The sequence below is a fragment of the Brevundimonas sp. genome (genome assembly GCF_051860745.1).
In the GTDB taxonomy this organism is placed as follows: domain Bacteria; phylum Pseudomonadota; class Alphaproteobacteria; order Caulobacterales; family Caulobacteraceae; genus Brevundimonas.
Genome location: NZ_JBHYDN010000010.1, coordinates 1 through 23495 on the forward strand (window position 1 = coordinate 1; position 23495 = coordinate 23495).

The following is a 23495-nucleotide window of genomic DNA, read 5'->3' on the forward strand; positions in this document are numbered from 1 at the left end:
CAGATCACCACCGATTTGGGAATCCCGATTCCAACAAAACGGGCCACGCTCTAGGGGGCAAAGCTCGGGCTCTTCCCTAAAACCTAGTCCCTGGAACCTAAAACCTACGCGTCCTCCACCACCACCGCCGTCCCGTAGGCCAGCACCTCGGTGACGCCTTCCATGATCTCATTGGCCTCGTAGCGCATGGCGATCACGGCGTTGGCGCCCATCGCCTGCGCGTGGGCGACCAGCTCCTCATAGGCCTCGGCCCGCGACGCCTCGGCCAATTTGACATAGGCGCCGACCCGACCGCCCAGCATCGACTGCAGGCCTCCGACAACGTCGCTGATGGCGTTCCTCGATCGCACCGTGATCCCCCGCGCCAGTCCGAGCGTCTTCACGACCCGATAGCCGGGCACGTCGTTGGTGGTCACGATCAGCATGGTCATTTCCTTTCGAGAACCCGGAAGACAAACCCGTGGTCGTCCTTCTCGCCGGCCGGATGGGCCTCGGAGGATACCTCTTTCCACGCCCCCTCGTCGAACGCCGGGAACAGCACGTCGCCTTCGGGCTCGGCCTCGACCTCGGTCAGATACAGTCGCCGCGCCCGCGGCAGGGCCTTTTCGAACAGGGCGACCCCGCCGATGACGCAGATCTCGTCGACCCCGTCCTCCTCGGCCGTCTCGCGCGCGATCTCGACCGCCTCGTCCAGCGTGGTGCAGACCACGGCCCCGCGCGCCGCGAACGATTCATCTCGCGACAGGATCAGGTTCAGCCGGCCGGGCAGGGGCTTGAGCGGCAGGCTCTCCCACGTCCGCCGGCCCATGATGCACGGCTTGCCGAGGGTGATGGCCTTGAACCGTTGCAGGTCGCTGCGCAGCCGCCACGGCAGGTCGCCGTCCCGTCCGATCACGCCGTTGCGGGCGCGGGCGACGACGAGAACGAGTTGGGGCAGGGCCAAGCGGACCTCGGAAAAACAGGCGACGACCCATGCGGCCGCCGCCCGTTCTTACAGCCTCAGGCGACCGGTTCCAGCACCTTGAAGCGGAACAGCAGCGCGCCCAGCACCGCACCGACGGCCGGCGCGGCGAAGAAGACCCAGACCTGACCCAGCGCCTCTCCGCCCTGCAACACGGCGGGGCCGAAGCTGCGGGCCGGATTGACCGAAACGCCCGTCACCTGGATGCCGACGATATGGATCACGGCCAGGGTGATGCCGATAGCCAGTCCCGCGAAGGCGCCGTGCTTCTCGTCGCCGCTGACGCCGAGGATCACGACCACGAAGATGGCCGTCATCACCACTTCGAAGATCAACGCGGCCTGCAGGCCATAGCCGCCCGGCGACCCTGCGTCGAAACCGTTGGCCCCGAGGTTGGCGAAGCCCGTCTGGGCGATCATCCCGATGATGGCCGCGCCCGCGACTGCGCCCAGGAACTGCGCCAGCCAGTAGACGCCCATGTCCTTCAGCGACATCCGCCCGGCCACAAAGGCCGCCAGACTGACCGCCGGATTGACGTGGCATCCCGATATCGGCCCGATGCCATAGGCCATGGCCACGATGGCGAAACCGAACGCCAGGGCGATGCCCAGCTGGCCGACATGGTCGAACCCGCCGAGCACCGCCGCCCCGCACCCGAACAATACCAGCACCATCGTGCCGACGAACTCGGCCGAAAACTTCTTCACCATGGCAACCTCCCCGTTGCTACGGCCCCGCCTTGCGCGAGGTCGAGGGGAGGGTGGGCCGAGTCTTACGGTGAAGCTAGGCCGGCGGAACGGCGGTTTGCGGGTCCAGCCAGTGCAGCCATTTCCGCTGCATGGCCTGTTCCAGATCGATCCCCGCCCGGTCGCAATAGATCAGCAGCATGCCCAGCACATCCGCCGCCTCGTCGCCCAGCTTGCCCGCGTCGGCCTCGCCCCGCGCCCGCCCGCTCATGCGCAGATGTTCGGCCGTCAGCTCGCCCAGCTCCTCCTGCACCTTCAGCAGGGCCCAGTCGCCGGACCGCTCGATGCCGTGTTCGGCGGCGTAGATGTCGGAGATGCGCAGGACATCGCGGCTCAGGTCAGCAAGGTTCAAGGACATCCTCCGGGCTACTCCAAGCTATCGTCATTCCGGGCGAAGCGAAGCGGAGACCCGGAACCCAGCGGCGCGCGAGAGCGCGAACCTGCCGCGGACGCTGCCGCTCGAAATAGAGTGCGGGGACAGGTCGCCTTCGGCGCCGCTGGGTTCCGGGTCTCCGAGCCACTGCGCGGCTCTCCGCCCGGAATGACGATAGCAAAGAGTCACACCGCGACCGGCGCCTTGATATGCGGCCAGGCCTCATACCCCTCGAGCACGAAGTCCTCGAGCGTATAGGCGAACAGGTCGTCGCGCGGCGTGATGGTCATGGTCGGAGCGGGCAGGGGGGCGCGGGCCAGCTGGGTCTCGGCCTGTTCCACATGGTTCAGATACAGGTGGGCGTCGCCGAAGGTGTGGACGAACTCGCCCGGCTTCAGGCCGCAGACCTGGGCGACCATCATGGTCAGCAGCGCATACGACGCGATGTTGAACGGCACACCCAGGAACACGTCCGCCGACCGCTGGTACAGCTGGCAGCTCAGCTTGCCGTCGGCGACGAAGAACTGGAACAGGCAGTGGCAGGGCGGCAGGGCCATGTCGTCGACATCGGCCGGGTTCCAGGCCGAGACGATGTGGCGGCGGCTGTTGGGATTGGTCTTCAGCCCCTCGACCAGTTTGGTGATCTGGTCGATCACCCGCGGGCCCTCATTGTCCTTGGCGGGCGCGGCCCACGACCGCCACTGTTTGCCGTAAACCGGCCCCAGCTCGCCCTCGGCGTCGGCCCATTCGTTCCAGATGCTGACGCCGTTGTCCTTGAGCCAGCCGATGTTGGTCTCGCCGCGCAGGAACCACAGCAGTTCGACGATGATCGAGCGCAGGTGCAGCTTCTTGGTGGTCAGGACCGGGAACCCCCTGGCCAGGTCGAACCGCATCTGCCGCCCGAACACCCCCAGCGTCCCCGTGCCGGTCCGGTCGTCGCGCTGTGTCCCGTTGTCGAGGATGTCGCGCAGCAGGTTCAGATACTGCCACTCCGGGTGGTCAGCAGCGACGGCTCCGGTGCGGGCCTGCAGGTCAGCGAGGGTGGCGACAGCGTTCATGGGGAAACGTTGGACGCTGATTCGCGAATCCCCAACGCGCACGGTGGACACTTTGGCGTGCTGGCTGTGGGTAGCGCCCGTTGTCTCCTCCCCACGCAGTGGGGAGGGGGACCACGCGAAGCGTGGTGGAGGGGGGCCGCGCCGCCGCTTCTACCCCTCCGTCACGACGCGAAGCCGCGTCGCGCCACCTCCCCATCGCTTCGCGACAGGGAGGAGACAGGCGCTGACAATCCCTCGATTGTAAGCATATCCCGCGGACCCAACCCTCTGACTCCGCGCGACTTTCAGAAATAGCAGCGTCACCAGCCCGCCACAGGAACCCGCCGCCCTAGACTCTCCGAGATCCATTGCGGGGGAACAGAACATTGGACAACGCCTGGCCCGAACATCTGCTGGCCGCCAACCATCCCATGCGATCCTGGAACGCCCGGTCCGACGCGACCTGGGAAGCCATTCGTCAGGCCTATCTGGCCGGCGTGCCCGCCCGCGACCTGTGCGACCGCCATGAGGTGGCGCTCAGCACCCTGCGGCTCAAGGCGAAGGAGGGCGGCTGGCGGCGCGCCGACCAGGCCGACAGCGACCTGTTTCCCGCCGACGCCGACCGCTGGGCCGAGGACGCCGCGCCCGACGCCGGGGCCGTCGGCGGGGATGAGGACTGGGCCGATCTCGCCGACCGCGCCCGCTTCCGCCTGCGCCGGGCCATCGCCTCCGGCCGCGCCGCCGAGGCCGCCTCCTGGCTTCGGGTGCACGACCGCCTCTGCGCGCTCGCGGTCGCCGAGGGAACGCCGACCGCGCCGCCGCCTCCGCCCGAGCCGGACCCGATCGAAACAGTCACGACCGTGGCCGGTCAGATCGGATCCATCGCGCGCCGCGCCGCCCGGGTGACTGAAGATGCGGACATCGACGCCCTCCAGGCCGAGGTTGAGGCGCTGGAAGCCCGCGCCGCCGCCCTGGCTCCCGGTCCGGGCGAGCCGGACGCCGATGAAACTTTGGACTCTCTGGACTCTTTGGACGCTGTTTTTTCTGACCCGGCCGAGGCGGACTCATCGCCTGACCGCCAGGCCCTGCTGCGCACCCGCGAACGCCGCCTCGACCTTGGCCTGGGCGTGTCCGATCTCGATCAGGCCCTGGAGGCGCTGGATCGGGCGGCGGCGGGGAGGGGCCTCAGCCCCTGAACCCGTCGGCGTCAAGGAACGCCTGCTCCTCCACCGTCGTCTCGCGGCCCAGCGCCCGGTTCCGGTGCGGGAAACGGCCGAAAGCTGCGATCACCCGGTGATGATGTTCGGCCCAGCGGTCGTCGTCCGGCCGCTCCATGCGCTGGAACAGGGCCAGTTGGCGCTCCTGGCTGGCCATGTCCTCATGGTGCTGGAACGGCAGGTAAAAGAACCGGCGCAGGTCGTTCTCCACCCGCCCGTCCTGCCCGTTGTCCACCGCCATCATCGCGAAACGCCGCGCCAGCGGATCGGTGGCGAAGGCGTGGCCGGTGTCGCGAAAGCTGTTGCGCGGGAACTGGTCCAGCAGGATCAGCAGCGCCAGCGACCCCTCCGGCGTCTCCGCCCAGTGATCGAGCTCGCGCCGGGCGGCGGCGAAGTGAGCGGCCTCGAACCGCTCGCGGAACAGGGCGTCGAAGGCGTCGTCCTTGGCGAACCACTTTGAAGGGCCGGCGTCTTTCCAGAAGGCGATGACCTCGGAAGGCGTTATGTCTGTGCTCATGACCGATAACCTAGGCGCCCCGCTCCCCGTCTTCCATGACCGCGACTGCGATCGCTCGATCATCCGCGGCAAGCGCGTCGCCGTCATCGGCTACGGCAGCCAGGGCCGCACCCACGCCCTGAACCTGCGCGACTCCGGCGTCGACGACATCGTCGTCGGCCTCAAGACGGGCTCGGCGACCCGCGCGAAGGCCCTCGCCGACGGCTTCCCCGTCCTGACCGCCGGCGAGGCCGCCGCCGGCGCCGACGTCGTCGCCGTCATGGTCTCGGACGAGGCCCATCGCGACCTGTGGCGCGACGAACTGGCCCCGGCGATGAAGCCCGGCGCGGCCCTCGTCTTCGCTCACGGTCTGTCGGTCCGCTTCGGTCTGGTCGAGCCGCGTCCCGATCTCGACGTCATCCTCGCCTCGCCCAAGGGCATCGGCCCGCGCATCCGCGACCTGTACGAAGCGGGGCAGGGGGTCTTCGCCCTGTTCGGCGTGCATCAGGACGCCTCGGGCGGCGCCCACGCCCTCGGCCTGTCCTACGCCGCCGCCCTCGGCTGCGGCCGCAAGGGCATCCTCGAGACCACCTTCGCCGCCGAATGCGAGAGCGACCTGTTCGGCGAGCAGGTGGTGCTGTGCGGCGGCTTGGCCGAACTGGTCGACGCCGCCTTCATGAAGCTGGTCGACGCCGGCTATCCGTCCGAAGTGGCCTGGTTCGAATGCTTCTACGAGGTCAAGCTGGTCACCGACCTGATGTTCGAACGCGGCGTCGCCGGAGCCTTCACCCGCATCTCCAACACCGCCGAATACGGCGCCTATCTGACTGGCCCACGCATCATCGGCGAGTCGTCGCGGGCGGCGATGGACACCGTCCTGGCCGAGGTTCGCTCGGGCGATTTCGTGCGTCGCCTGATGGCCGACTATGACGCCGGCTCGCCCGACCTGCTGGCGCGGCGCAAGGCCTTGGCCAGCCGCACGATCGAGGCCGTGGGCGCGCATCTGAACGCGGTGGCGGCGAAGGCGGGAGATTGAGGCGGGGAACCTCAGGGCCCCGAAGGGCTGTCTCTTCTTTCCGGGGAAAGATGGTCGGAGTGAGAGGATTCGAACCTCCGACCCCTGCGTCCCGAACGCAGTGCTCTACCAGGCTGAGCCACACTCCGACTTGAGGAGGGGGCTTATAGCCACGGGCTTTCATGCCCGCAAGCGTCGTTTTGCGGTGCGTTGAAATAGTCTCGAATCCGGTTCTTGCATCGCTCGCGGCCTTCGCGTATCTCGACCGCCTTCCGGTGCCTCGGCGCCGGACGCGCCGGACCTGCTGGGGAATGGTGTAATGGTAACACTCCGGTTTTTGGTACCGTCATTCAAGGTTCGAGTCCTTGTTCCCCAGCCATCCGCCCCGCTGACGACGTCAGCCCTTCCGACAGACTTCCAGTGTTCCTACGCCCGACGTGAGGGCCCTTCTGCATTGAAAGGCGCCGAATTGGTCCGCCGGGCGTGAACCGAATGGACATCCGCGCGTTGGGTGTCCGCTAACCGACACAACAGTGTTAATGCGCAGGTCAGCGCCCGGGGGAATGCCGTGTCTGATGTACCCGACCTTCGGGTCCTGATTGTTGAAGACCAGGCTCTGCTCGCCATGGAGCTGGAGCTGGTGCTGTCCGAGTCAGGCTGCGACGTCGTCGGCTGCGCCATGGACACGACCGGCGCGCTTGCGATCGCTGAACGTGATCGGCCTGACCTCGCCCTGGTGGACATCAACCTGCTGGACGGCATGACCGGCCCCGACATCGCCCGGCGCCTTGTCAAGGAACACGGCTCGGCCGTGGTCTTCCTGACCGCCAATCCGGAACAGATCCCTGACGGTTTCGTGGGCGCGCTGGGGGCGGTGTCCAAGCCGTTCGACGAAGCCACCATCCGGGGCGTCGTGGCCTTCGCCCGCCAGTTCATCCGCCATGGCGCCATGGGCGAACCGCCGCGCCGCTTCAGCCCGGCGCCGTGGCTGGCTGCCCAGCCGGCCGGAATCGCGCCGCGCTGAACTCACCTCAGGACGCCGCCGCCCCGGGCGGCGTGGTCTCGAAGCTCGCGGTGCCGCCCTCGACCTCGCGGGCGTACAGGGCGGTGATGGCGCGCAGGTCGCCCTCGACCGCATCTCGAAGGTTCGGGCTCATTGCGGCAGGGGAGTGGGTCAGACCCGCTCCCAGCCCCTGTCGATGGCCCAGACCGCGAAGGCGTAGTCGTGGGCCACCTCCTTCAGATAGTCGAACCGCCCCGATGACCCGGCGTGGCCGGCTTCCATATTGATCTTCAGCAGGATCGGCCTGCCCGAGGTCGTCGCCGGCCGCAGCTTCGCCACCCATTTCTCCGGCTCCCAATAGGTCACCCGGGGATCCGACAGGCCGCCGGTCGCCAGCACCGCCGGATAGGCCATCGGCCCGACCTGGTCGTACGGGCTGTAGCTCATCATATAGTCGTAGGCCTCGGGATCCTCGATCGGATTGCCCCATTCCGGCCATTCCGGCGGCGTCAGCGGCAGGCTGATGTCGCTCATGGTGTTGATCACATCGACGAACGGCACCCCGCCGATCACCCCGGCCCACAGATCGGGCCGCATATTGTTGATCGCCCCCATCAGCATCCCGCCCGCCGACCGGCCTTCAGCAACGATATGACCGGCCTTGGCGTAGCCGCGCGCTATCAGGTGCTCGGCCGAGGCGATGAAGTCGGTGAAGGTGTTCTTCTTGGTCATCCGCCGCGCGGTCAGGAACCAGTTCCAGCCCTTGTCGGAACCGCCCCGGACGTGGGCGATGGCGTAGATCCAGCCACGGTCCACCAGCGACAGCCGGTTGGTCGAGAAGCTGGCGGGGACCGGACTGCCGTAGGAGCCGTAGCCGTACAACAGCACCGGAGCCGAACCATCTATCGGCGTGTCCCGGCGCCGCAGCACCGTCACCGGCACGAGCTCGCCATCCGGGGCAGGGGCGTTCAGGCGTTCGACCACATAGTCAGAGATGACATGGCCCGACGGCACCTCCTGCACCTTGCGCAAGGTCCGCTCGCGCGTCGCCAGATCGTAGTCATACGTCGAGGTCGGGGTGGACGGCGAGTTATAGCCGTAGCGCATAACGGTCGTGTCGAACTCCGACGCCCCGCTGAGCGACAGGGAGTAGGCGGGTTCATCGACAGCGATCTCATGCTCGGCGCCCGAACGATCGCGGATGACGATCTTCGTATTGGCGTCAGCCCGTTCCTGACGGCCGATATGGTCCTTCACCAGGGCCATGCCCTCGATGTAGCGGCCCGGCGTGTGCGGGACGAGGTCGGTCCAGTGCGCCTTGCCCGGCGTGGCGGTCGGGGCTTCGACGATCCTGAAGTCAATCGAGTCGTCGGCGTTGGTTCGGATGACCCAACGATCCCCCCAGTGGTCGGCCTCGTACAGTCGCCCGACGTGGCGCGGCTCCAGCACGATCGGCGTCGCGGTCGGCGTGGCAGCCGGAATCACCCGGCCTTCCGACGTTTCCTGATTGCCCACGGAGATGATGACGAAGGCGTCGTCGGCGGTGCGACTGACGCTGATGAACATCCCGTCGTCATCCTCCTGATAGACCAGGGTCGCCTCACCGCCGCGGGCGGGACGGCGGAAGATCTTGTCCGGCCGACCGTTGTCGTCGCGGTTGGTCCAGAACATCCACTGGCTGTCGGGCGAGAAGGTGAAGTCGCCGATGGCCGAGCCGATCGGATCGGGCAACACAGCGCCGGTCGCAAGGTCCTTGACGAAAATCTGGTGCACCTCGGACCCCTGTGCGTCCTCCGAATAGGCGAACAGGGCGTGGTCGGGGCTGTGGCCGGTAGACGAAACTTCCGAATAGGCCTTGCCCTCGGCCAGGGCATTGGCGTCGAGGAGCAGTTGCGCCTCGCCGCCGCCGCCGCGTGGCTTGCGCATGTACCGGGGGTGCTGATCCCCGGTCTGGTATTCGACGTAATATTCCCAGGGGCCGTCAGGCGAGGGGACCGAGCTGTCCGCCTCCTTGATCCGCCCCTTCATCTCCTCGAACATCCCGGCCTGCAGCGGCAGGGTCGAGACCATCATCGCCTCGCGGTAGGCGTTCTCGGCCTCGAGGTGTTCCTTGACGTCGGCCTTGATCAGCGTCGGATCGCGCAGCACGGCCTGCCAGTTGTCGTCCTTCATCCACTGATAGTCGTCGGTGCGGACGCGCCCCAGCTGCTCGATGCGCACCGGAATCTTCTTCGCAACGGGCGGGACGGGTGTTCCTTGGGACATCGAGGCTCCGGATGGGCGGGCTTGGACGGGAAGGGCGGTTGCTGCGAGCACAGCGGCGGATGTGGCGAGAAGGTCGCGGCGATTCATGTCGAAGCCCCTGAAATGACGCCGGACCTTGTGCGCGCGGGCCACCCGCCGTCAAATGACAAACTCCAGTGACCGAGGCAGGGACGATGTTCGATCTTCAGACGCCGCCCCAACCCGCCTGGGAGCAGGTGCAGGTCCAGGAGCCGCCGATCGCGGAGCTCGCTGCTCCCGCCTGGGACCTGACCCTCGGCCTGATCAGGGCCACGGTGCAGATCGACCAGAACAACGGCGACGGCACCCGCCGCGTCGGCACGGCCTTCCTGATCGAGGCGCCGCGCCCGGACGGGACCCCCCGGACCGTGCTGGTGACCGCCCATCATGTGCTTGACGGCATGGGCGGCCGCGACGCCCGGGTGGGCTGGCGCAGCGAAATGCCAGGCGGGGGGTGGCGTTTCGCGCCCGATCCCTTGCGCATCCGCAACGCCTCCGGCGACCCGGTCTGGACCAAACATCCGGACCGCGACGTCGCCGTTATGGAGATATCGGCGCCGCCGGCCTTCGCCCGCGCCGCTATTCCGTTGGGCTGGCTGGCGAGTGGAGCGGACCTCGACAGCTGGCAGATCGGGCCGGGCGACGAACTGCTGACCCTCGGGTTTCCGCGCGGCTATTCCTCCAACACGGCCGGGTTTCCGATCCTGCGCACCGGACGGATTGCGTCATGGCCGCTGACACCGGTCCAGAGATTCCCGGTGTTCCTGCTTGATTTCCCGGTCTTTCCGGGGAATTCCGGCGGGCCAGTGTTCTGGACTCCCGCGGCGCGGAAACTGCCCGGGACGATCCAGCCCGATCATCCATTCATCGCCGGGGTGCTGACGTCCGAGGTGCGGCCGTCGGACGAGCCGCTCGGCATCGGGGTGGTCGCCCACGCTGTGTATGTCCGCGAGGCCATTGCCCTGCTGGACGCCGCGCCGACAGTGGGACAGGGGCCTTAGCCCGGGTCTGTTTGCCCACATCCGTAATGCGCATAAGAGATATTATGCGAAACTATTGATGCGGTCAGGCCTCAGTGCTTCGGTGACCGGTCCTGCAGCCTCGCCGCGAGGCTCGAGGTGTCCCAGCGCGCCCCGCCCATGGACTGCACTTCGGAATAGAACTGATCCACCAGCGCTGTCAGCGACAGGTGCGCACCGTTGGTCCGCGCCTCGTCCAGCACCAGTCCCAGATCCTTGCGCATCCAGTCGACGGCGAAACCGAAGTCGAATTTCCCCTCGGCCATGGTCTTCCAGCGGTTGTCCATCTGCCACGACTGGGCCGCGCCCCTGGAGATGGCCTCATAGGCCGCGTTCGTATCGAGACCCGCGACCTCGGCGAAATGCACGGCCTCGGCCAGGCCCTGGACCACACCGGCGATGGCGATCTGGTTGACCATCTTGGTCAACTGGCCCGACCCCGACGGCCCCATGTGCTTCACGGCTTTCGAAAAGGCCATCAGTGTCGGCTCGACCCGCGCGAGCGCCGTCGCGTCACCGCCCGCCATGACGCTGAGCTGGCCGTTCTCGGCCCCGGCCTGACCGCCGGAGACCGGCGCGTCGATGAAGGTCCGCCCCTGTCCCGCCGCCAGCGCGGCCATTTCGCGCGCGACCCGGGCCGACGTCGTGGTGTGGTCGACGATCACGGCTCCGTCGGCCAGATGCGGCAAGGCTTCGGCAACGACCTGCCGCACGTCGTCGTCATTGCCGACGCAGAGGATCAGCAGTTCGGCTCCGTCGGCCGCCTCCGCCACCGTAGCTGCGTATCGGCCGCCGGTCGCTGTCGACCAGGCCCGCGCCTTGTCCGGCGAGCGGTTGAAGCCGGACACCTGATGTCCCGCCTGAACCAGATGCCGGGCCATCGGCCCCCCCATGACGCCCAGGCCCGCGAAACCGATCTTCATGTGCCCGGCTCCCCGGCGACCCCGTAGCGACCACGGAAATAGGTCAGGCCCGCTCCCGGCCGGGTTTCGAACCCTTTCACCGCCCCGACGATGGTCAGGTGGTCGCCCATGACAATTCGCTCCGTAGTGATGCAGTCCAGCCGCGTCAGCGCGTTCTTCAGGATCGGGGGCTCCGCGCTGGAACTGTCGAATTCGTCCGACGACAGACGGCAGATCCCCCAGGCAAAGCGGTCCGACATCTCGCGGTCCTCGACCGGCAGCATATGCACAGCGAACCGTTCGGCGCCCGCAAAACCGTCGTGCCGGTCCGACGCCCGGTCCAGACACCACAGCACCAGCGGCGGCTTCAGGGACACGGAGGTGAAGGAGTTGATCGTGATCCCGTACGGCCCGTCCGGGGTATGGGCTGTCACGACGCAGACCCCGGTCGCGAATCCGCCCAGCGCCCGGCGATAGGCGGCAAGGTCAAAGGCGTCGGGATCGGCAGTGCTCACGTCTGACGACTAAGCGACCGACTGCGTCCGGGCAAGGCGAGACGTGGGAAACGCGGCCTTAACCTTGACGCCCCCACCCTGCCCCGGAGTTCCCGCCAAAGGTCCGCGTCCCCATGTCCCTGAGCGATCGCCCGATCCTCATCAAGAAGATCAAGAAGGTCGTCGGCGGCGGCCACCATGGCGGCGCCTGGAAGGTCGCCTATGCCGACTTCGTGACGGCCATGATGGCCTTCTTCCTGCTGATGTGGCTGATCAACACGACCGATCCGGAACAGAAGAAGGGCATCGCTGAATATTTCGCCCCGGCCAGCGTCTCGCCGACCACGTCAGGCTCGGGCGGCATCCTGGGCGGCACCTCGCTCGGGGATGACGGCGCCAAGAGCTCGGGTTCGCAAGCCGTCATCAGTGAACTGGCCCCCGAGGCTCCGGCGAACGCACCCCAGGAAGTCGGCCAGAACGCAAACCTCGCCGCCGCCAGCGAGGAAGCCCTGCGCGAGGAGATCGCCCGCCGCGAGGCCGCCGAATTCGCCTCGGCCGCCGAATCGCTGCGTCAGGCGATGCAGTCGATGCCCGAACTGGCCGAACTGTCGAAACAGCTGATCATCGACCAGACCCCCGAGGGACTGCGTATCCAGCTCGTCGACCAGGAGGGTCGCTCGATGTTCGAGCCGACCTCCGCCCGCCCGAACGCCCGCGCCCAACTGCTGTTGCGGACCATATCGCGGGTCATCAACCAGCTACCCAACCGCATCTCGGTCACCGGCCACACCTCGGCCGCGCCCGGGTCGAACCGCGCCACCCTGCCGACCGACTGGGCCCTGTCTTCGGCCCGCGCAAACGCCTCGCGCCTGATTCTTCAGAGCGCCGGCGTCGATGCGGACCGGGTCTATCAGGTATCGGGCAAGGCCGGCTCAGATCCGCTGTATCCTGACGATCCCGCCCTGGCCGGCAACCGCCGCATCGCCATCGTCCTGTTGCGCGAGGCCCCGGTCCTGCCGACGGACACCAGCCTGTGAGCCGTCGCCCCGCATGCTTGCGTGGGGCGAATGGCCTTGCCCCGCCCTGCGGCGCGGGTGCAAATCGGACCATGAAGCGGCCAGCGCCCCACTGTCGGCGAAATTGGATGCGGACCTGAGGCCGTGACCTTCGTTCCCCAGCGCCAGCTACGCTTCTACATGACGACCGTGGCCCCCTGCCCCTATCTGCCCGGCCAGACCGAGCGGAAGGTGTTCGCCAATCTGCCGTTCAGCGAGGGGGTTCACGTCAATGACGAACTGACCCAGGCCGGCTTCCGCCGCAGCCAGAACATCGCCTATCGCCCGGCCTGTGAATCCTGCGACGCCTGCGTCTCGGTCCGCCTGCCCGTGTCCGGGTTCAATTTCTCAAAATCCCAGCGCAAGGTACTGAAACGAAACACCGACCTGTCACGCGATCTGGTCGAAGCTGAAGCCACGACGGAGCAGTTCGATCTGCTGCGCCGCTACCTCCATGGCCGCCATCCCGGCGGCGGCATGAGCAGCATGGGCTGGCTGGACTATATCGCCATGGTCGAGGACACGGCTGTCCGCACCCATCTGATCGAATACCGTCTCCCCTCGTCGGACGGCGGCCCCGGCGATCTGGTCGGCGTCTGCCTGACCGACCTGCTCGGGGACGGCCTGTCCATGGTCTACAGCTTCTTCGATCCCGCCCTGGAGGCCCGCAGCCTCGGCCGTTTCGCCATCCTCGACCATGTGCGCCAGGCGCAGGTCGTCGGCCTGCCCTTCGTCTATCTCGGCTACTGGGTCCGGGGCTCGAAGAAGATGGACTACAAGGCCGAGTTCCGGCCGATGGAGCAGCTGACGAAACTGGGTTGGGAGCGGATGGCTCAGCCGGCGACGGGCGTCGACGTCGCGTAGGCTTGGGCCGGCGCCGTCTCCTCGACGGACCACACGCCCGGATCAATCCCGCCACCAAATTTCACGAGCGCGTCGATCCGCTTTTGGATCGGCGGATGGCTGGCGAACATCCCTTCCAGCCCAACGCCGTCGGGCTGGTTGTCGAGAAACAGCTGCTGCACCTCATCCGGCCCCTTCAGGCTGGACCGGCCCTCGACCTTGCGCAGGGCCGAGATCATGGCGTCCGGGTTCTTGGTCAGTTCGACCGCCCCGGCGTCGGCGACAAACTCCCGCGTCCGCGACAGCATCATCCGGATCACGATCGCCAGGGCGAAGCCGATGGCGGCGAAGGCAAGGCCGACCAGGATCAGCGGCAGGGCGTTCTTGTTGTCCCGCCGACCGCCGCCCCGGGAATAGATCAGGCTCCGGAAGACCAGTTCGGCGATGACGCTGATGATGCCCGCGAAGATCGAGGCGATCACCATGGTGCGCACGTCCTTGTTGATGACGTGGGTCAGCTCATGGGCCAGCACGGCTTCGAGCTCGTCGCGGGTCAGGGCCGTCATCAGGCCGCGGGTCACGGTGATGCTGTACTGGCCCTCATGCAGGCCGGTGGCGAAGGCGTTCAGGCTGTCGCTCTCGATGATCCGCAGCGCCGGCGTCCGCAGACCGCGCGAGATCGCGAGGTTTTCCAGCAGATTGTAGAGGTCGGGCTCCGTCCGCCGCTCGACCTTGCGAGCTCCGGTCATCAGATCGACCATGGTCTGGCTGCCGAAATAGGCGATGGCGAACCAGATGGCCGCCGCGACCCCGGCCATCGGCACGGTCCAGCCCAGCCAGCTCGCCGCCAGCGCCATGTCGTCGCCGAGCCCCCGGCCGGTCCCCGGCAGGAAACCGAACCCCATCAGGATCAGCTGCGCCCCGTACAGGATGCCGACCATCAGGATGGGAAAGGCGACCAGCAGCAGGATCGAGCGGGTGTTGTTCGCCCAGATGTGGGTCTGGAGCCCGACGGCGCCCATCAAAGCGATCCCCTACGCCGTGAAGCTGACCTTGGGCGGGGCGGCGTTCATGGCGGCGCGATCACCCTCGCCCACGTCGAAGAAGGGTTTGTCGGCGCCGAAACCAACCATTCCGGCGAACAGGACGGTCGGGAACTGACGGCGCACGGCGTTGAACTCCGAGACCGCGCTGTTGAAGAAGCGGCGGGCGGCGGCCAGCTTGTTCTCGATGTCCGACAGCTCGCGCTGCAGCTCCAGATAGTTGGTGTTGGCCTTCAGGTCCGGATAGGCCTCGGCGACCGCGAACAGACGGCCAAGCGCGCCGGTCAACATGTTCTCGGCCTGGACCTTGTCGTTGACCGAGGTCGCGCCGGCTGCGGCCGCCCGGGCCAGGGTGACGGCGTCCAGGGTGCCGCGTTCATGCGAGGCGTAGCCCTTCACGGTCTCGACGAGATTGGGGATCAGGTCCTGGCGCTGCTTCAGCTGCACGTCGATGTCGGCGAACGACTGGTCCGCGCGCTGGTCCAGGGCGACCAGCTTGTTGTAGGCGCCGACGACGAGGAACAACACCAGGGCGACGATGACGGCGATGACGATCAGGGTGACGATCATTTCAGTTTCTCCGGCCTAGGCGGCGAGTATCGCGCGCGTCCTGCGGCGCGGATAGTGAAATCGGCGCAATCCCGGATTCGGCGAACTTGCGGAACTGATTGATGCGCCTCTCCGCGGCGGATAGGTTGGCGCCTGTCAAAGGGAACTCCATGTTCGCACCGCTTCTGGCCTTCGCCTTCTTCCTCGCCTCCGCCCAGGACACACCGCCGCCTTCCGCGCCGGCCCCGGCGACCTCTGAGCGCTACGAACAGGCCATGAACTGCGCCGGGGTGATGGCCGCGACGTCATCGCTGCATGCATTCAACGGCAATGCCGAGGCGCAGGCCAGTTCCGATCGGAACGGGCGAGGTTTCATCAGTGCGGCGACTCTCTTCGCCCAGCCGCTTGGCTTGACCGAGGCCCAGCTGGCCGAGGCCTTCGCTGCCAGCACGGGTCGCGCCCTGGGCTCAATCACCCGGAGCGGCGATCAGGCCGCCGCCGACGCGGCGATTGGCCGGTTGAACGCAGACCACGATGCCTGCCTGCGGCTGGTGCAAGCCTGGATGGCCGAGTCTAACGGAACTTCCTGAGCCCGCGCGGACCCTGACGCCCGGCTCCGGCCCGCTTGCCCAGCCAGTCCTTCCAGTCGGGCCAGTTGCGCCGCCGACCGCCGCCGTCGACCCATTCGGGACCATGGGCGCCGTCGAATACCGCCACATCAGCGAGGCCGCCCTGCTTGTAGTTCTGCAGCTTGACCCCCTTGCCTCGACCCATCTCGGGCAGGTCGGCGAGCGGGAAGATAAGGGCCTTGATGTTGTCGCCGATGGCCGCGACGTGGTCGCCGTGCACCCGGATGGCGGCCAGCATCTCGCCGTTCAGCACCTGTTTGCCGCCGCGCTTCTGGGCCAGCAGCTCGTCCTCGGGCGCGATGAAGCCATAGCCGGCCTTTGACGCGACCAGCAATTTTCCGCCCGGCTGGTGCGTCAGCAGGTTGATGATGTCGGCCTTCTCATCGAGGTCGATCATCAGCCGCAACGGCTCGCCGTGGCCGCGGCCCGAGGCCAGCTTGTCGGCGCCGACGGTGAAGATGCGGCCGTCGGAGGCCGCGACCAGGATCTTGTCGGTCGTATAGCCGGGGACAAGGAAGGCGAGACTGTCGCCCTCCTTGAACTTCAGCTCGGACGGGTCCTCGACCTTGCCCCGGGCGGCGCGGATCCAGCCGCGTTCGGACAGGATGACGGTGATGGCCTCGCGCGGGATGAAGGCCTCGACCGACACGTAGGCTGACGCATTCACCGCCTCGGCGATGGTGGTCCGACGTGGCGAGACCAGCGCCTTGCGCACGGCCTCCAGGTCCTTGCCGACCTGTTTCCACTGTTTGGCGGGCGACGACGACAGCGATTGCAGCGCCGCAAGTTCGTCCGCCAGCGCCTTGTATTCCTTCTCGATCGTCATTTCCTCAATCCGCGCCAGCTGACGCAGGCGAGTGTCGAGGATGAAGTCGGCCTGGAGTTCCGAAAGGCCGAAGCGGGCGATCAGGACCGCCTTGGGCTGCTCCTCCTCACGGACGATGCGGATGACCTCGTCGATGTTGAGGAAGACGATCCGCAGGCCTTCCAGCAGGTGCAGCCGCTTCTCGACCCGGTCGATCCGCCAGCCGGCTCGCCGCACCAGCACCTCGCGCCGGTGATCGAGGAAGGCCCGCAGACAGGCCTTCAGCCCCATGACGCGGGGCGTGCCGGCGGCGTCCAGCACGTTCATGTTGATCGGAAAACGGATCTCGAGGTCAGAGAGCTTGAACAGGCTTTCCATCAAGACTTCGGGTTCGACCGTACGGCTCTTCGGCTCGATGACCAGCCGGATGTCTTCGGCCGACTCGTCGCGGACGTCGCCCAGCAGGGGGGCCTTCTTGTGCTCGATCAGGTCGGCGAGGTCGGCGATCAGCTTCGACTTGCCCACCTGATAGGGCATCTCGGTGACGATGATGCGCCAGACGCCGCGGCCGAGGTCTTCGGTCTCCCAGCGGGCGCGCAGGCGCACCCCGCCCCGGCCGGTCTCATAGGCATCGAGGATGGAGGCGTGGCCCTCGACGGCGACGCCGCCGGTGGGGAAGTCGGGTCCCGGGACGATGGTCGCCAGTTCCTCCGTGGTCGCCTCGGGGCGCTCCAGCAGCAGGTGGCAGGCGTCGATCAGTTCGCCGACATTGTGCGGCGGGATCGAAGTGGCCATGCCGACAGCGATGCCCGACGAGCCGTTGGCCAGAAGGTTGGGGAAGCCGGCGGGCAGGACGACCGGCTCCTCGTCCTGATCGTCATAGGTGGCCTTGAAGTCCACCGAGTCCTGATCGATGCCCTCCATCAGCAGGACGGCGGCGGCGGTCAGCTTGCACTCGGTGTAGCGCATGGCCGCGGCGTTATCGCCGTCGATATTGCCGAAATTGCCCTGACCGTCGACCAGCGGATAGCGCTGCGAGAAGTCCTGCGCCAGGCGCACCAGGGCGTCATAGATGGAGGCGTCGCCATGCGGGTGGTAGCCGCCCATGACCTCGCCGACGACCTTGGCGCATTTGCGCGCCGCCGCCTGCGGGTTCAGCCGCATCTGGTGCATGGCGTACATGATGCGCCGGTGCACCGGCTTGAAGCCGTCCCGCACGTCCGGCAGGGCCCGGTTGGTGATGGTCGACAGCGCATAGGCCAGATAGCGGCGCGACAGCGCCTCGCTCATCGGCTCGTCTACGATGCGTCCGCCTTCCGGCGGCGGGGTGTGAACGGTCATGGGCCTTCGAATCGCGGATTGTGATCCGCCAGTCTAGCCCCTGCGCCTCAGACCGGTCGCGAAATGATCGGCCGCTTGCCGGTCAGTTTCTGCGCCAGTAGCGCGCCCAGCACAGCGCCCAGAATACCGCCGCCCGCCATCCCCGCCAGATAGCCCCCGATCAGCAGAAACCCGCCGACGTTGGAGTCTGAAGGCAGATTAATCCAGGCCGGCACGACAAGTGCCAGGGTCGAAAGCGCCAACGATAGCCAGACCCCCGCCGTGCCCATCAGCGCCAGATATGCCGCGAGCACCCGCACCGGCTTGAAGAGGGCCAGAAGCCCGCACCCCAGGAGGCCGAGAATCCAGAGCGGAAGAATTAGAAAATAGATCATGAGGCCCCACCGCTACGATTTATGGGGCGCCCTGGACTTGCTGGGCAACCCGCTAAAGCCGTCCCGCCTCGCGCAGCTTGTCGATCATCCACACTCGCGCCGGTGGGATCGGCTTGTTCTGGGGGTGGAAGACAAACTGCTCGAGGAAATGGGCGGTCAGGTCGAGGCCAGCCCCCACGTCGCCGTCGCCGAGCCCCGCCTGCGCCCCCAGCATGAACGGCGGCAGTTTCAGCAGCTTGTCAGCATAGGGCTCCCCCGCCTCGCGGCTGACGGCGCGGCCGGTGCGGGGGCTGACCCAGATCAGGTCGTCCATGGTCCCGGTGACGGCGCAGCGGCTCAGGTCGAGGCCGAAGCCGAGATCCTCCAGCAGCCCGGCCTCGAAGCGCACGAAGATGGCGGGCCAGACGTCCGGCAGGGCGAAGGCCGACATCAGCGCCTCGAAGGCCAGGAAGGCGCCGGGATGCGGCTCGCGTTCCGGGATCGCACCTTGCGCCACCGCAGCGGCGGCGGCCAGGCCGGTCAGGGCCAGGGGATCGTCGAACAGGGCGCTGGGCCCCTCCCCCACCGGCTCAAGCCGGGCCGAGCCGAGGTGGTCCGAGGTCCGCGCCTTGTACTCGGCCGTCACGCGCGCGCCGGCCTGCAGGAAAGGCTTCATCCGCCGCGACGCCCCGCCGGCGACATAGGCCGGGCGCCGCCCGTGGGTCTCGGTCAGCAGTTCGACCACCACGCCGGTGTCGCCGTGGGCGCGGGCGGACAGGACGAAGGCGTCGTCGGTGAAATCCATCGGTGGGTGTTAGAGGTCCGGGCCGGAGTTGGCCATACGTTCCGTTTTCCGACTATTCAGCCGCTGCCCGGATCCGCGCCATCATGTCCCGCGCCAGGGCGTTGGGAATGGGGAAGGTCAGGGCGTACAGCGCGATCCGCCACCGGCCGTCAGCCCCGCGCACCAGCACCCCTGTGCCCCGGCTGGTGCCGTACGACTGGCTGTCCAGCGCTTCGTCGAACCAGACCACGCAGCGGCAGTCGAGCGGAGCCAGGGTCAGGGAGCGGGACCGCGGCGTGTAGGTCCAGCCGCGTCCGCGGGCGAAATACGGCTCGGCATAGGCCCGGAACTCCGCGATGCTCCAGTGCTCGGTGACATCCGTGCCGATATAGGTGGCGTCGGGCGTGAACAGGTCGAAATACACCGCGCTGTCCGCCCTGGACGCCGCCTCGTGCAGGGCGTCCAGCACCCCGGCGGCGGCCTCCTCCTCCGGCGTGTCCGCGGCCTCGCCCGGTGCGTCCACGATCGGCGTGGCTGCTTCGAAGGCCTTGATCTCGGTCGTCATGCCGTTCGCGAGGTCATTGGGGATCGGATAGCTGAGAGCGTAGCGCAGCACGCGCCAGGTCTCGCCGTCGCGGACCAGCATGCCCTCGCCGCGGGCCGTGCCGTAGGTCACGCTGTCCAGCACCTCGTCGAACCAGGCCACGCAGGCGCAGGGGTCCGGGGCCAGGGTCACATGGCGCTGACCGCCCGAATCGCGGGCCGAATAGACCCAGCCCTCGCCGCGGGCGAACACCGGGGCGGCGAAACCGAGGAAGGCCTCGCGGTCCCAGCGTTCGGACGTCTCATTGCCGACCCAGACGAGGCCGGGCGCGAGGCGATCAGCCCAGGCGGCGCCGTCGGAGCGGGCGGCGGCGGCGTGCATGGCCTCAAGCGCCGCGGCGGCCGCCGCTTCGGGCGGATCGCTAGCGGCTGCGGGCGTGGTCATGATTACGGCGGCGGCGACGAGAGACAGCATGGCGGGCTCCGGAACGGTCGTCCCTGCTTACCCGTCCGGCCTTCATTTAACCGAACGGTTGACAGCCAGGAGCAGTCCCTGCATTTAACCTCCCAGTTACACACGAAGCTCACCCCATGCAGACCGATCCCCTCTCCGCCAAATTCGCCGCCCTGGCCGACCCGACCCGTCGGGCCATCCTGGCGCGGCTGTGCGAGGGCGAGGCCAGCGTCAACGATCTGGCCGCCCCGTTCGACATGAGCCTGCCGGCGGTGTCGAAACACCTGAAGGTGCTCGAGAAGGCCGGTCTAATCAGCCGCGGCCGCGAGGCCCAATGGCGGCCCGCCCGTCTCGAACCGATGGGCATGAAGGGCATCGCCGACTGGCTGGAGCACTACCGTCGCTACTGGGACGCCAGCTTCGACCGCCTCGACGCCTATTTGAAGAAAATCCAGAAGGGAGACCCTCGTGGCCCAGGACACTGAAACCAATCCCTGCAACACCGACGGCGTCGCCCATCAGCACGCCCTCGTCCTGCGCCGCGTTCTCGACGCCACGCCGGAGCGAATCTGGAAGGCCTGGATGACCCCGGAACTGCTGCAGCAGTGGTTCGCGCCGCGGCCCTGGACGATCTCGGACGTGCAGGTCGACCCGCGCCCCGGCGGGGTGTTCAACTTCATCATGCATGGACCCGACGGCGAACGCTTTCCGAACAGCGGCATCTTCCTCGAAGCCATTCCGGACCGCCGCTGGATCACGACCGACGCCTTCACGCCTGACTGGGCGCCGGCCGGCCAACCGTTCATGGTCGCCACCGTGGAGCTTACCCCGATGGCCGACGGCAGGACCGAATATGTCGCCACGGCGCGTCACTGGAACGCCGAGACGATGAAACAGCACGAGGCCATGGGCTTCCATGAGGGCTGGGGAACGTGCGCCGACCAGCTGGCCGAACTGCTCAAGACCCACTGACCCTCCCCGGCCCGACCGGACCCGCTGAAGAGCCCGCCCGATGACCTTCGTCGACAGTATCGCGACCCGTCCCACCCTGCAGATGCAGCGTCATTTCGATGCGCCGCGGCCGCTGGTGTGGCGGGCGTGGACCAACCCCGAGGTCATGGTGCTGTGGCTGGGTCCGGTCGAATGGCCGGCGGTCAGCGCCACCCAGGACCTGCGCGTCGGCGGAGAATGGCGGGCCTGTCTGCGCTCGCCGGACACCGGTCAGGACCTGTGGCAGGGCGGCGTCTATCGCGAGATCGTGCCGAACGAACGGCTGGTCTTCACCTTCAAATGGGATGAGTCCCATGAGGACGGGCCACCCGTGGATACGCTTGTAACCCTTCAGCTCGGCGACGCGCCGGACGGCGGCACCCTGATGGACTTCACCCATGAGGGACTGAAGTCCGAACAGAGCCTGACCGGGCACAAACACGGCTGGACCAGCACCTTCGAACGGCTCGAGGCCTTTCTGGCGACAGGCGGCGCGGGCCATCCGGCCCGGACGTCCGTGGGACGTCAGGAGTAAGGACCATGCGCAAGATCAGAACCGCGAGCTTCGTCAGTCTCGACGGCGTCATGCAGGCGCCGGGCGGACCGGACGAGGACGCGACCGGCGGCTTCGGGTTCGGAGGATGGGTGTGGCCCCATTTCGACGAGGCCTCCGGCGGGCTGATGGGCGAGGCCATGGGCGAGGACTACGACCTGCTGCTGGGCCGCAGGACGTATGAGATCTTCGCCGCCTGGTGGCCGCAGATGGAGGGAGAGATCGCCGGGACGTTCAACGCCATCAACAAATACGTCGCGGCCGGGCCGGAAACACCCCTGACCTGGGCTCACAGCCATCGGCTGGAAGGCGACCTGGCCGAAGCGGTGCGCGCGCTGAAAGCGACGGAGGGCCGCGACCTGCTGATCCAGGGATCGAGCGAGGTCGTCCATACCCTGCTGGCCCACGACCTGATCGACCAGCTGACCCTGCTGACCTTCCCGGTCATCCTCGGCGGGGGCAAACGGCTGTTCGACGGCGCCGCGAACCCCCGCGCCTGGACGCTGACAAAGACACGGCATTCCACGTCCGGTGTCGTGGCCAATACCTGGGAGCGGACCGATCTGCCGCCGCCGACGGGTTCATTCGGCGAGATCAAGCCCAGCGAGGCTGAACTGGCGCGGCGGGAGCGGTGGGCCCGCGAGGACTGAGAGTCAGCGGGTGAGTCAGATGTCCCATGGCGGCGCGCGCCCTCTCCGACTTGTCGATGATGTCGCGCATATCGCGGAAATTGTCGTGGTTATCGCCGATAACACTTGTCGTGGATGTATCGGTCGGTTCAGCGCGCCATCGCCGTCGGGAACGGCCGCCCCAGCGCCTCGGCCATGCCCTGCTGGGACAGCAGGAAGACGGCGTCGCGCTGGTGGAAATTGTTGGACAGGACGATCACGGTGACATCCCCGTCCGGCTGATAGCTCATCAGGTTGCGGAATCCCGACCAGCTGCCGGTATGGAAGACCTGGCGATCAAGGAAGGACGGCGAGACGCGCTGCCCGATGCTGTTGTCGAAGACGCCGAAGCCCCAGCTGCGGCGCGGCCGCCCGCGTTCGTCCGGGGTGTCCGCCGGGGCGTGATCGGCGAGCATCATTGCATGGCTGCGCGTGCTCAACAGATGGCCGCCATGCAGGGCGCGCTGCCAAACCAGCAGGTCGTCGAGAGTCGAATAGAGGGCCCCCGCCCCGACGATGATGCTGACATTGGCGTTGGGCTGTTCGGTCAGGCCGCCGGCCAGGTTGGCATAGCCCATGACCACATCCGAGGCGCCGTCGTCATACCCGGTGTCGGCCATGCCGAGCGGCTCGAAGAAGGCGGTGTGCAGATAGTGGTGCAGCGGCTTTCCGCTGGCCTTCTCGACAACGGCGCCCAGCAGGTTGTAGGCGGCGTTGTTATAGCGGACCTTCGTTCCCGGCGGGAACTGGAGGCCATACTGTGTGGATTCCGCAGTCAATTCTTCCATCGAGGCTGGCGTCACGCGCCGAATACCCCAGGCGGGCCGCGCCATCAGATCCGGAATGCCCGAGCTGTGCCCGAGCAGGTGATGCAGCCGGATCGGCGCCCACGCCGGCGGACACGGCTGGATCCATTTGCACAGCGGATCGTCGATCGACAGCACGTCCTCATCCTGCAGCCTCAGAATGGCGGCGGCGGTGAACTGTTTGCTGACCGAGGCGAGTCGGAAGCGGGAATTCAGTTCCAGCGGCGTCCCCATTTTCCGGTTTGCGAACCCATGAACCTGCCGGAACAGCACTTCGTCGCCCCGCGCCACCAGCACGCCGCCGGTGAACTGGCCCGAGGCGCTCCAGCGGTTCAGCTGCTCCGTCAGCTGCGGCAAGGCCTCGACGACGACGAGGGGCGGGCGTGGCGGCGGTGGCTCCGGTTCCGGCGCTGTCGGCGCAGGCCGAACAGTGACCCAGGCGACCAGCCCGACGACCAGCACGAACAGCACGGCGATGGCGACCATCGCCAGCCGGGGATGGCCGCCGGATTGTCTGGGAACGTGGAACAAGG

Annotated in this window: 28 protein-coding genes and 2 tRNA genes; 12 read left to right on the forward strand and 18 right to left on the reverse strand. The window is 67.5% G+C overall.

The annotated features are described in order from the left end of the window. Positions 1 to 104 precede the first annotated feature (104 nt). From ACTIEW_RS11435 to ACTIEW_RS11455, 5 genes are all read right to left on the reverse strand, one after another. The gene (locus tag ACTIEW_RS11435) at positions 105 to 425 is read right to left on the reverse strand and encodes a YbjQ family protein (protein ID WP_439478032.1); all 321 of its coding nucleotides are present in this window, start codon (positions 423 to 425) and stop codon (positions 105 to 107) included. 2 nt (positions 426 to 427) lie between these two features. Beyond that, positions 428 to 943, reverse strand: a complete 516-nt coding sequence (locus ACTIEW_RS11440; protein WP_439478033.1) for a dihydrofolate reductase — start codon at positions 941 to 943, stop codon at positions 428 to 430. Between the two features lie 56 nt (positions 944 to 999). Continuing rightward, complete coding sequence (locus ACTIEW_RS11445) at positions 1000 to 1671, reverse strand: aquaporin (RefSeq protein ID WP_439478034.1); 672 nt, start codon at positions 1669 to 1671, stop codon at positions 1000 to 1002. A 73-nt stretch (positions 1672 to 1744) separates the two neighbouring features. Further along, positions 1745 to 2059, reverse strand: coding sequence for a phosphoribosyl-ATP pyrophosphohydrolase (locus ACTIEW_RS11450; RefSeq protein ID WP_439478035.1), 315 nt, complete (start codon positions 2057 to 2059; stop codon positions 1745 to 1747). A gap of 206 nt (positions 2060 to 2265) precedes the next feature. Further along, on the reverse strand, positions 2266 to 3138 hold the full coding sequence (locus ACTIEW_RS11455; protein WP_439478036.1) for a thymidylate synthase: 873 nt from the start codon (positions 3136 to 3138) through the stop codon (positions 2266 to 2268). 365 nt (positions 3139 to 3503) lie between these two features. Between ACTIEW_RS11455 and ACTIEW_RS11460 the strand changes: the two genes are divergently transcribed. Beyond that, positions 3504 to 4313, forward strand: coding sequence for a hypothetical protein (locus ACTIEW_RS11460; protein WP_439478037.1), 810 nt, complete (start codon positions 3504 to 3506; stop codon positions 4311 to 4313). Here ACTIEW_RS11460 and ACTIEW_RS11465 read toward each other — a convergent pair. Further along, positions 4303 to 4851 carry a DUF924 family protein gene (locus ACTIEW_RS11465; protein WP_439478038.1) on the reverse strand — a complete coding sequence of 183 codons (549 nt, stop codon included), beginning with the start codon at positions 4849 to 4851 and terminating at the stop codon, positions 4303 to 4305. The genes ACTIEW_RS11460 and ACTIEW_RS11465 overlap by 11 nt on opposite strands. Here ACTIEW_RS11465 and ilvC point away from each other — a divergent pair. Further along, positions 4850 to 5866, forward strand: coding sequence for a ketol-acid reductoisomerase (ilvC, locus tag ACTIEW_RS11470; protein WP_439478039.1), 1017 nt, complete (start codon positions 4850 to 4852; stop codon positions 5864 to 5866). The genes ACTIEW_RS11465 and ilvC overlap by 2 nt on opposite strands. 51 nt (positions 5867 to 5917) lie before the next feature. Here the strand turns inward: ilvC and ACTIEW_RS11475 are convergent. Continuing rightward, positions 5918 to 5994: transfer RNA gene (locus ACTIEW_RS11475), tRNA-Pro, on the reverse strand. 156 nt (positions 5995 to 6150) lie between these two features. On the opposite strand from ACTIEW_RS11475, the gene ACTIEW_RS11480 reads away from it, so the two are divergent. Continuing rightward, a tRNA-Gln gene (locus ACTIEW_RS11480) sits at positions 6151 to 6224 on the forward strand. A gap of 189 nt (positions 6225 to 6413) precedes the next feature. Then, positions 6414 to 6869, forward strand: a complete 456-nt coding sequence (locus ACTIEW_RS11485) for a response regulator (RefSeq protein WP_439478040.1) — start codon at positions 6414 to 6416, stop codon at positions 6867 to 6869. Positions 6870 to 6876: 7 nt separating this feature from the next. On the opposite strand, the gene ACTIEW_RS11490 is transcribed toward ACTIEW_RS11485, so the two are convergent. Together ACTIEW_RS11490 and ACTIEW_RS11495 are read right to left on the reverse strand one after the other, a co-directional pair. Further along, positions 6877 to 7002: a hypothetical protein gene (locus tag ACTIEW_RS11490; protein WP_439478041.1), complete on the reverse strand. Its 126-nt coding sequence runs from the start codon at positions 7000 to 7002 to the stop codon at positions 6877 to 6879. Positions 7003 to 7019: 17 nt separating this feature from the next. Beyond that, positions 7020 to 9200 (reverse strand): S9 family peptidase, encoded by a 2181-nt coding sequence (locus tag ACTIEW_RS11495; protein ID WP_439478042.1) that lies wholly within the window; start codon positions 9198 to 9200, stop codon positions 7020 to 7022. An 86-nt stretch (positions 9201 to 9286) separates the two neighbouring features. Here ACTIEW_RS11495 and ACTIEW_RS11500 point away from each other — a divergent pair, with 86 nt between their 5' ends. Beyond that, positions 9287 to 10132, forward strand: coding sequence for a trypsin-like serine peptidase (locus ACTIEW_RS11500; protein WP_439478043.1), 846 nt, complete (start codon positions 9287 to 9289; stop codon positions 10130 to 10132). A gap of 71 nt (positions 10133 to 10203) precedes the next feature. On the opposite strand, the gene ACTIEW_RS11505 is transcribed toward ACTIEW_RS11500, so the two are convergent. Beyond that, on the reverse strand, positions 10204 to 11073 hold the full coding sequence (locus ACTIEW_RS11505; protein ID WP_439478044.1) for an NAD(P)-dependent oxidoreductase: 870 nt from the start codon (positions 11071 to 11073) through the stop codon (positions 10204 to 10206). Beyond that, complete coding sequence (locus ACTIEW_RS11510) at positions 11070 to 11567, reverse strand: flavin reductase family protein (RefSeq protein WP_439478045.1); 498 nt, start codon at positions 11565 to 11567, stop codon at positions 11070 to 11072. The genes ACTIEW_RS11505 and ACTIEW_RS11510 overlap by 4 nt, the downstream gene beginning before the upstream one ends. Before the next feature lie 113 nt (positions 11568 to 11680). On the opposite strand from ACTIEW_RS11510, the gene ACTIEW_RS11515 reads away from it, so the two are divergent. Together ACTIEW_RS11515 and ACTIEW_RS11520 are read left to right on the forward strand one after the other, a co-directional pair. Further along, the gene (locus ACTIEW_RS11515; protein ID WP_439478046.1) at positions 11681 to 12583 is read left to right on the forward strand and encodes a flagellar motor protein MotB; all 903 of its coding nucleotides are present in this window, start codon (positions 11681 to 11683) and stop codon (positions 12581 to 12583) included. A gap of 123 nt (positions 12584 to 12706) precedes the next feature. After that, positions 12707 to 13465 carry an arginyltransferase gene (locus tag ACTIEW_RS11520; RefSeq protein ID WP_439478047.1) on the forward strand — a complete coding sequence of 253 codons (759 nt, stop codon included), beginning with the start codon at positions 12707 to 12709 and terminating at the stop codon, positions 13463 to 13465. Here ACTIEW_RS11520 and ACTIEW_RS11525 read toward each other — a convergent pair. Further along, positions 13435 to 14466 (reverse strand): M48 family metallopeptidase, encoded by a 1032-nt coding sequence (locus ACTIEW_RS11525; RefSeq protein WP_439478048.1) that lies wholly within the window; start codon positions 14464 to 14466, stop codon positions 13435 to 13437. The two genes, ACTIEW_RS11520 and ACTIEW_RS11525, sit on opposite strands and share 31 nt — an antisense overlap. A 12-nt stretch (positions 14467 to 14478) precedes the next feature. Further along, positions 14479 to 15057 (reverse strand): LemA family protein, encoded by a 579-nt coding sequence (locus ACTIEW_RS11530; protein ID WP_439478049.1) that lies wholly within the window; start codon positions 15055 to 15057, stop codon positions 14479 to 14481. A gap of 149 nt (positions 15058 to 15206) precedes the next feature. Between ACTIEW_RS11530 and ACTIEW_RS11535 the strand changes: the two genes are divergently transcribed. Then, a complete protein-coding gene (locus tag ACTIEW_RS11535) occupies positions 15207 to 15626 on the forward strand; it encodes a hypothetical protein (protein WP_439478050.1) in 420 nt (139 codons plus the stop codon). Here the strand turns inward: ACTIEW_RS11535 and parC are convergent. The 4 genes from parC to ACTIEW_RS11555 are packed head-to-tail and all read right to left on the reverse strand — an operon-like array spanning position 15610 to position 19966. Beyond that, on the reverse strand, positions 15610 to 17811 hold the full coding sequence (parC, locus tag ACTIEW_RS11540; protein WP_439478051.1) for a DNA topoisomerase IV subunit A: 2202 nt from the start codon (positions 17809 to 17811) through the stop codon (positions 15610 to 15612). The genes ACTIEW_RS11535 and parC overlap by 17 nt on opposite strands. Before the next feature lie 47 nt (positions 17812 to 17858). Continuing rightward, on the reverse strand, positions 17859 to 18185 hold the full coding sequence (locus tag ACTIEW_RS11545; RefSeq protein WP_439478052.1) for a hypothetical protein: 327 nt from the start codon (positions 18183 to 18185) through the stop codon (positions 17859 to 17861). Positions 18186 to 18237: 52 nt separating this feature from the next. Beyond that, positions 18238 to 18969 (reverse strand): DNA repair protein RecO, encoded by a 732-nt coding sequence (gene recO, locus ACTIEW_RS11550; protein WP_439478053.1) that lies wholly within the window; start codon positions 18967 to 18969, stop codon positions 18238 to 18240. Between the two features lie 52 nt (positions 18970 to 19021). Next, positions 19022 to 19966: a nuclear transport factor 2 family protein gene (locus ACTIEW_RS11555; RefSeq protein WP_439478054.1), complete on the reverse strand. Its 945-nt coding sequence runs from the start codon at positions 19964 to 19966 to the stop codon at positions 19022 to 19024. 116 nt (positions 19967 to 20082) lie between these two features. On the opposite strand from ACTIEW_RS11555, the gene ACTIEW_RS11560 reads away from it, so the two are divergent. Genes ACTIEW_RS11560 through ACTIEW_RS11575 form a run of 4 tightly spaced genes read left to right on the forward strand, consistent with a single transcriptional unit; the run spans position 20083 to position 22138 of the window. Continuing rightward, positions 20083 to 20430, forward strand: a complete 348-nt coding sequence (locus ACTIEW_RS11560; protein WP_439478055.1) for an ArsR/SmtB family transcription factor — start codon at positions 20083 to 20085, stop codon at positions 20428 to 20430. Next, the gene (locus tag ACTIEW_RS11565; protein ID WP_439478056.1) at positions 20414 to 20917 is read left to right on the forward strand and encodes an SRPBCC family protein; all 504 of its coding nucleotides are present in this window, start codon (positions 20414 to 20416) and stop codon (positions 20915 to 20917) included. Before ACTIEW_RS11560 ends, ACTIEW_RS11565 begins: the two co-directional genes overlap by 17 nt. 40 nt (positions 20918 to 20957) lie before the next feature. Next, positions 20958 to 21470, forward strand: coding sequence for an SRPBCC family protein (locus tag ACTIEW_RS11570; RefSeq protein ID WP_439478057.1), 513 nt, complete (start codon positions 20958 to 20960; stop codon positions 21468 to 21470). Between the two features lie 5 nt (positions 21471 to 21475). Further along, on the forward strand, positions 21476 to 22138 hold the full coding sequence (locus tag ACTIEW_RS11575; RefSeq protein ID WP_439478058.1) for a dihydrofolate reductase family protein: 663 nt from the start codon (positions 21476 to 21478) through the stop codon (positions 22136 to 22138). Positions 22139 to 22266: 128 nt separating this feature from the next. Here ACTIEW_RS11575 and ACTIEW_RS11580 read toward each other — a convergent pair whose 3' ends face one another. Continuing rightward, positions 22267 to 23493 (reverse strand): serine hydrolase domain-containing protein, encoded by a 1227-nt coding sequence (locus ACTIEW_RS11580; protein WP_439478059.1) that lies wholly within the window; start codon positions 23491 to 23493, stop codon positions 22267 to 22269. Positions 23494 to 23495 lie beyond the last annotated feature (2 nt).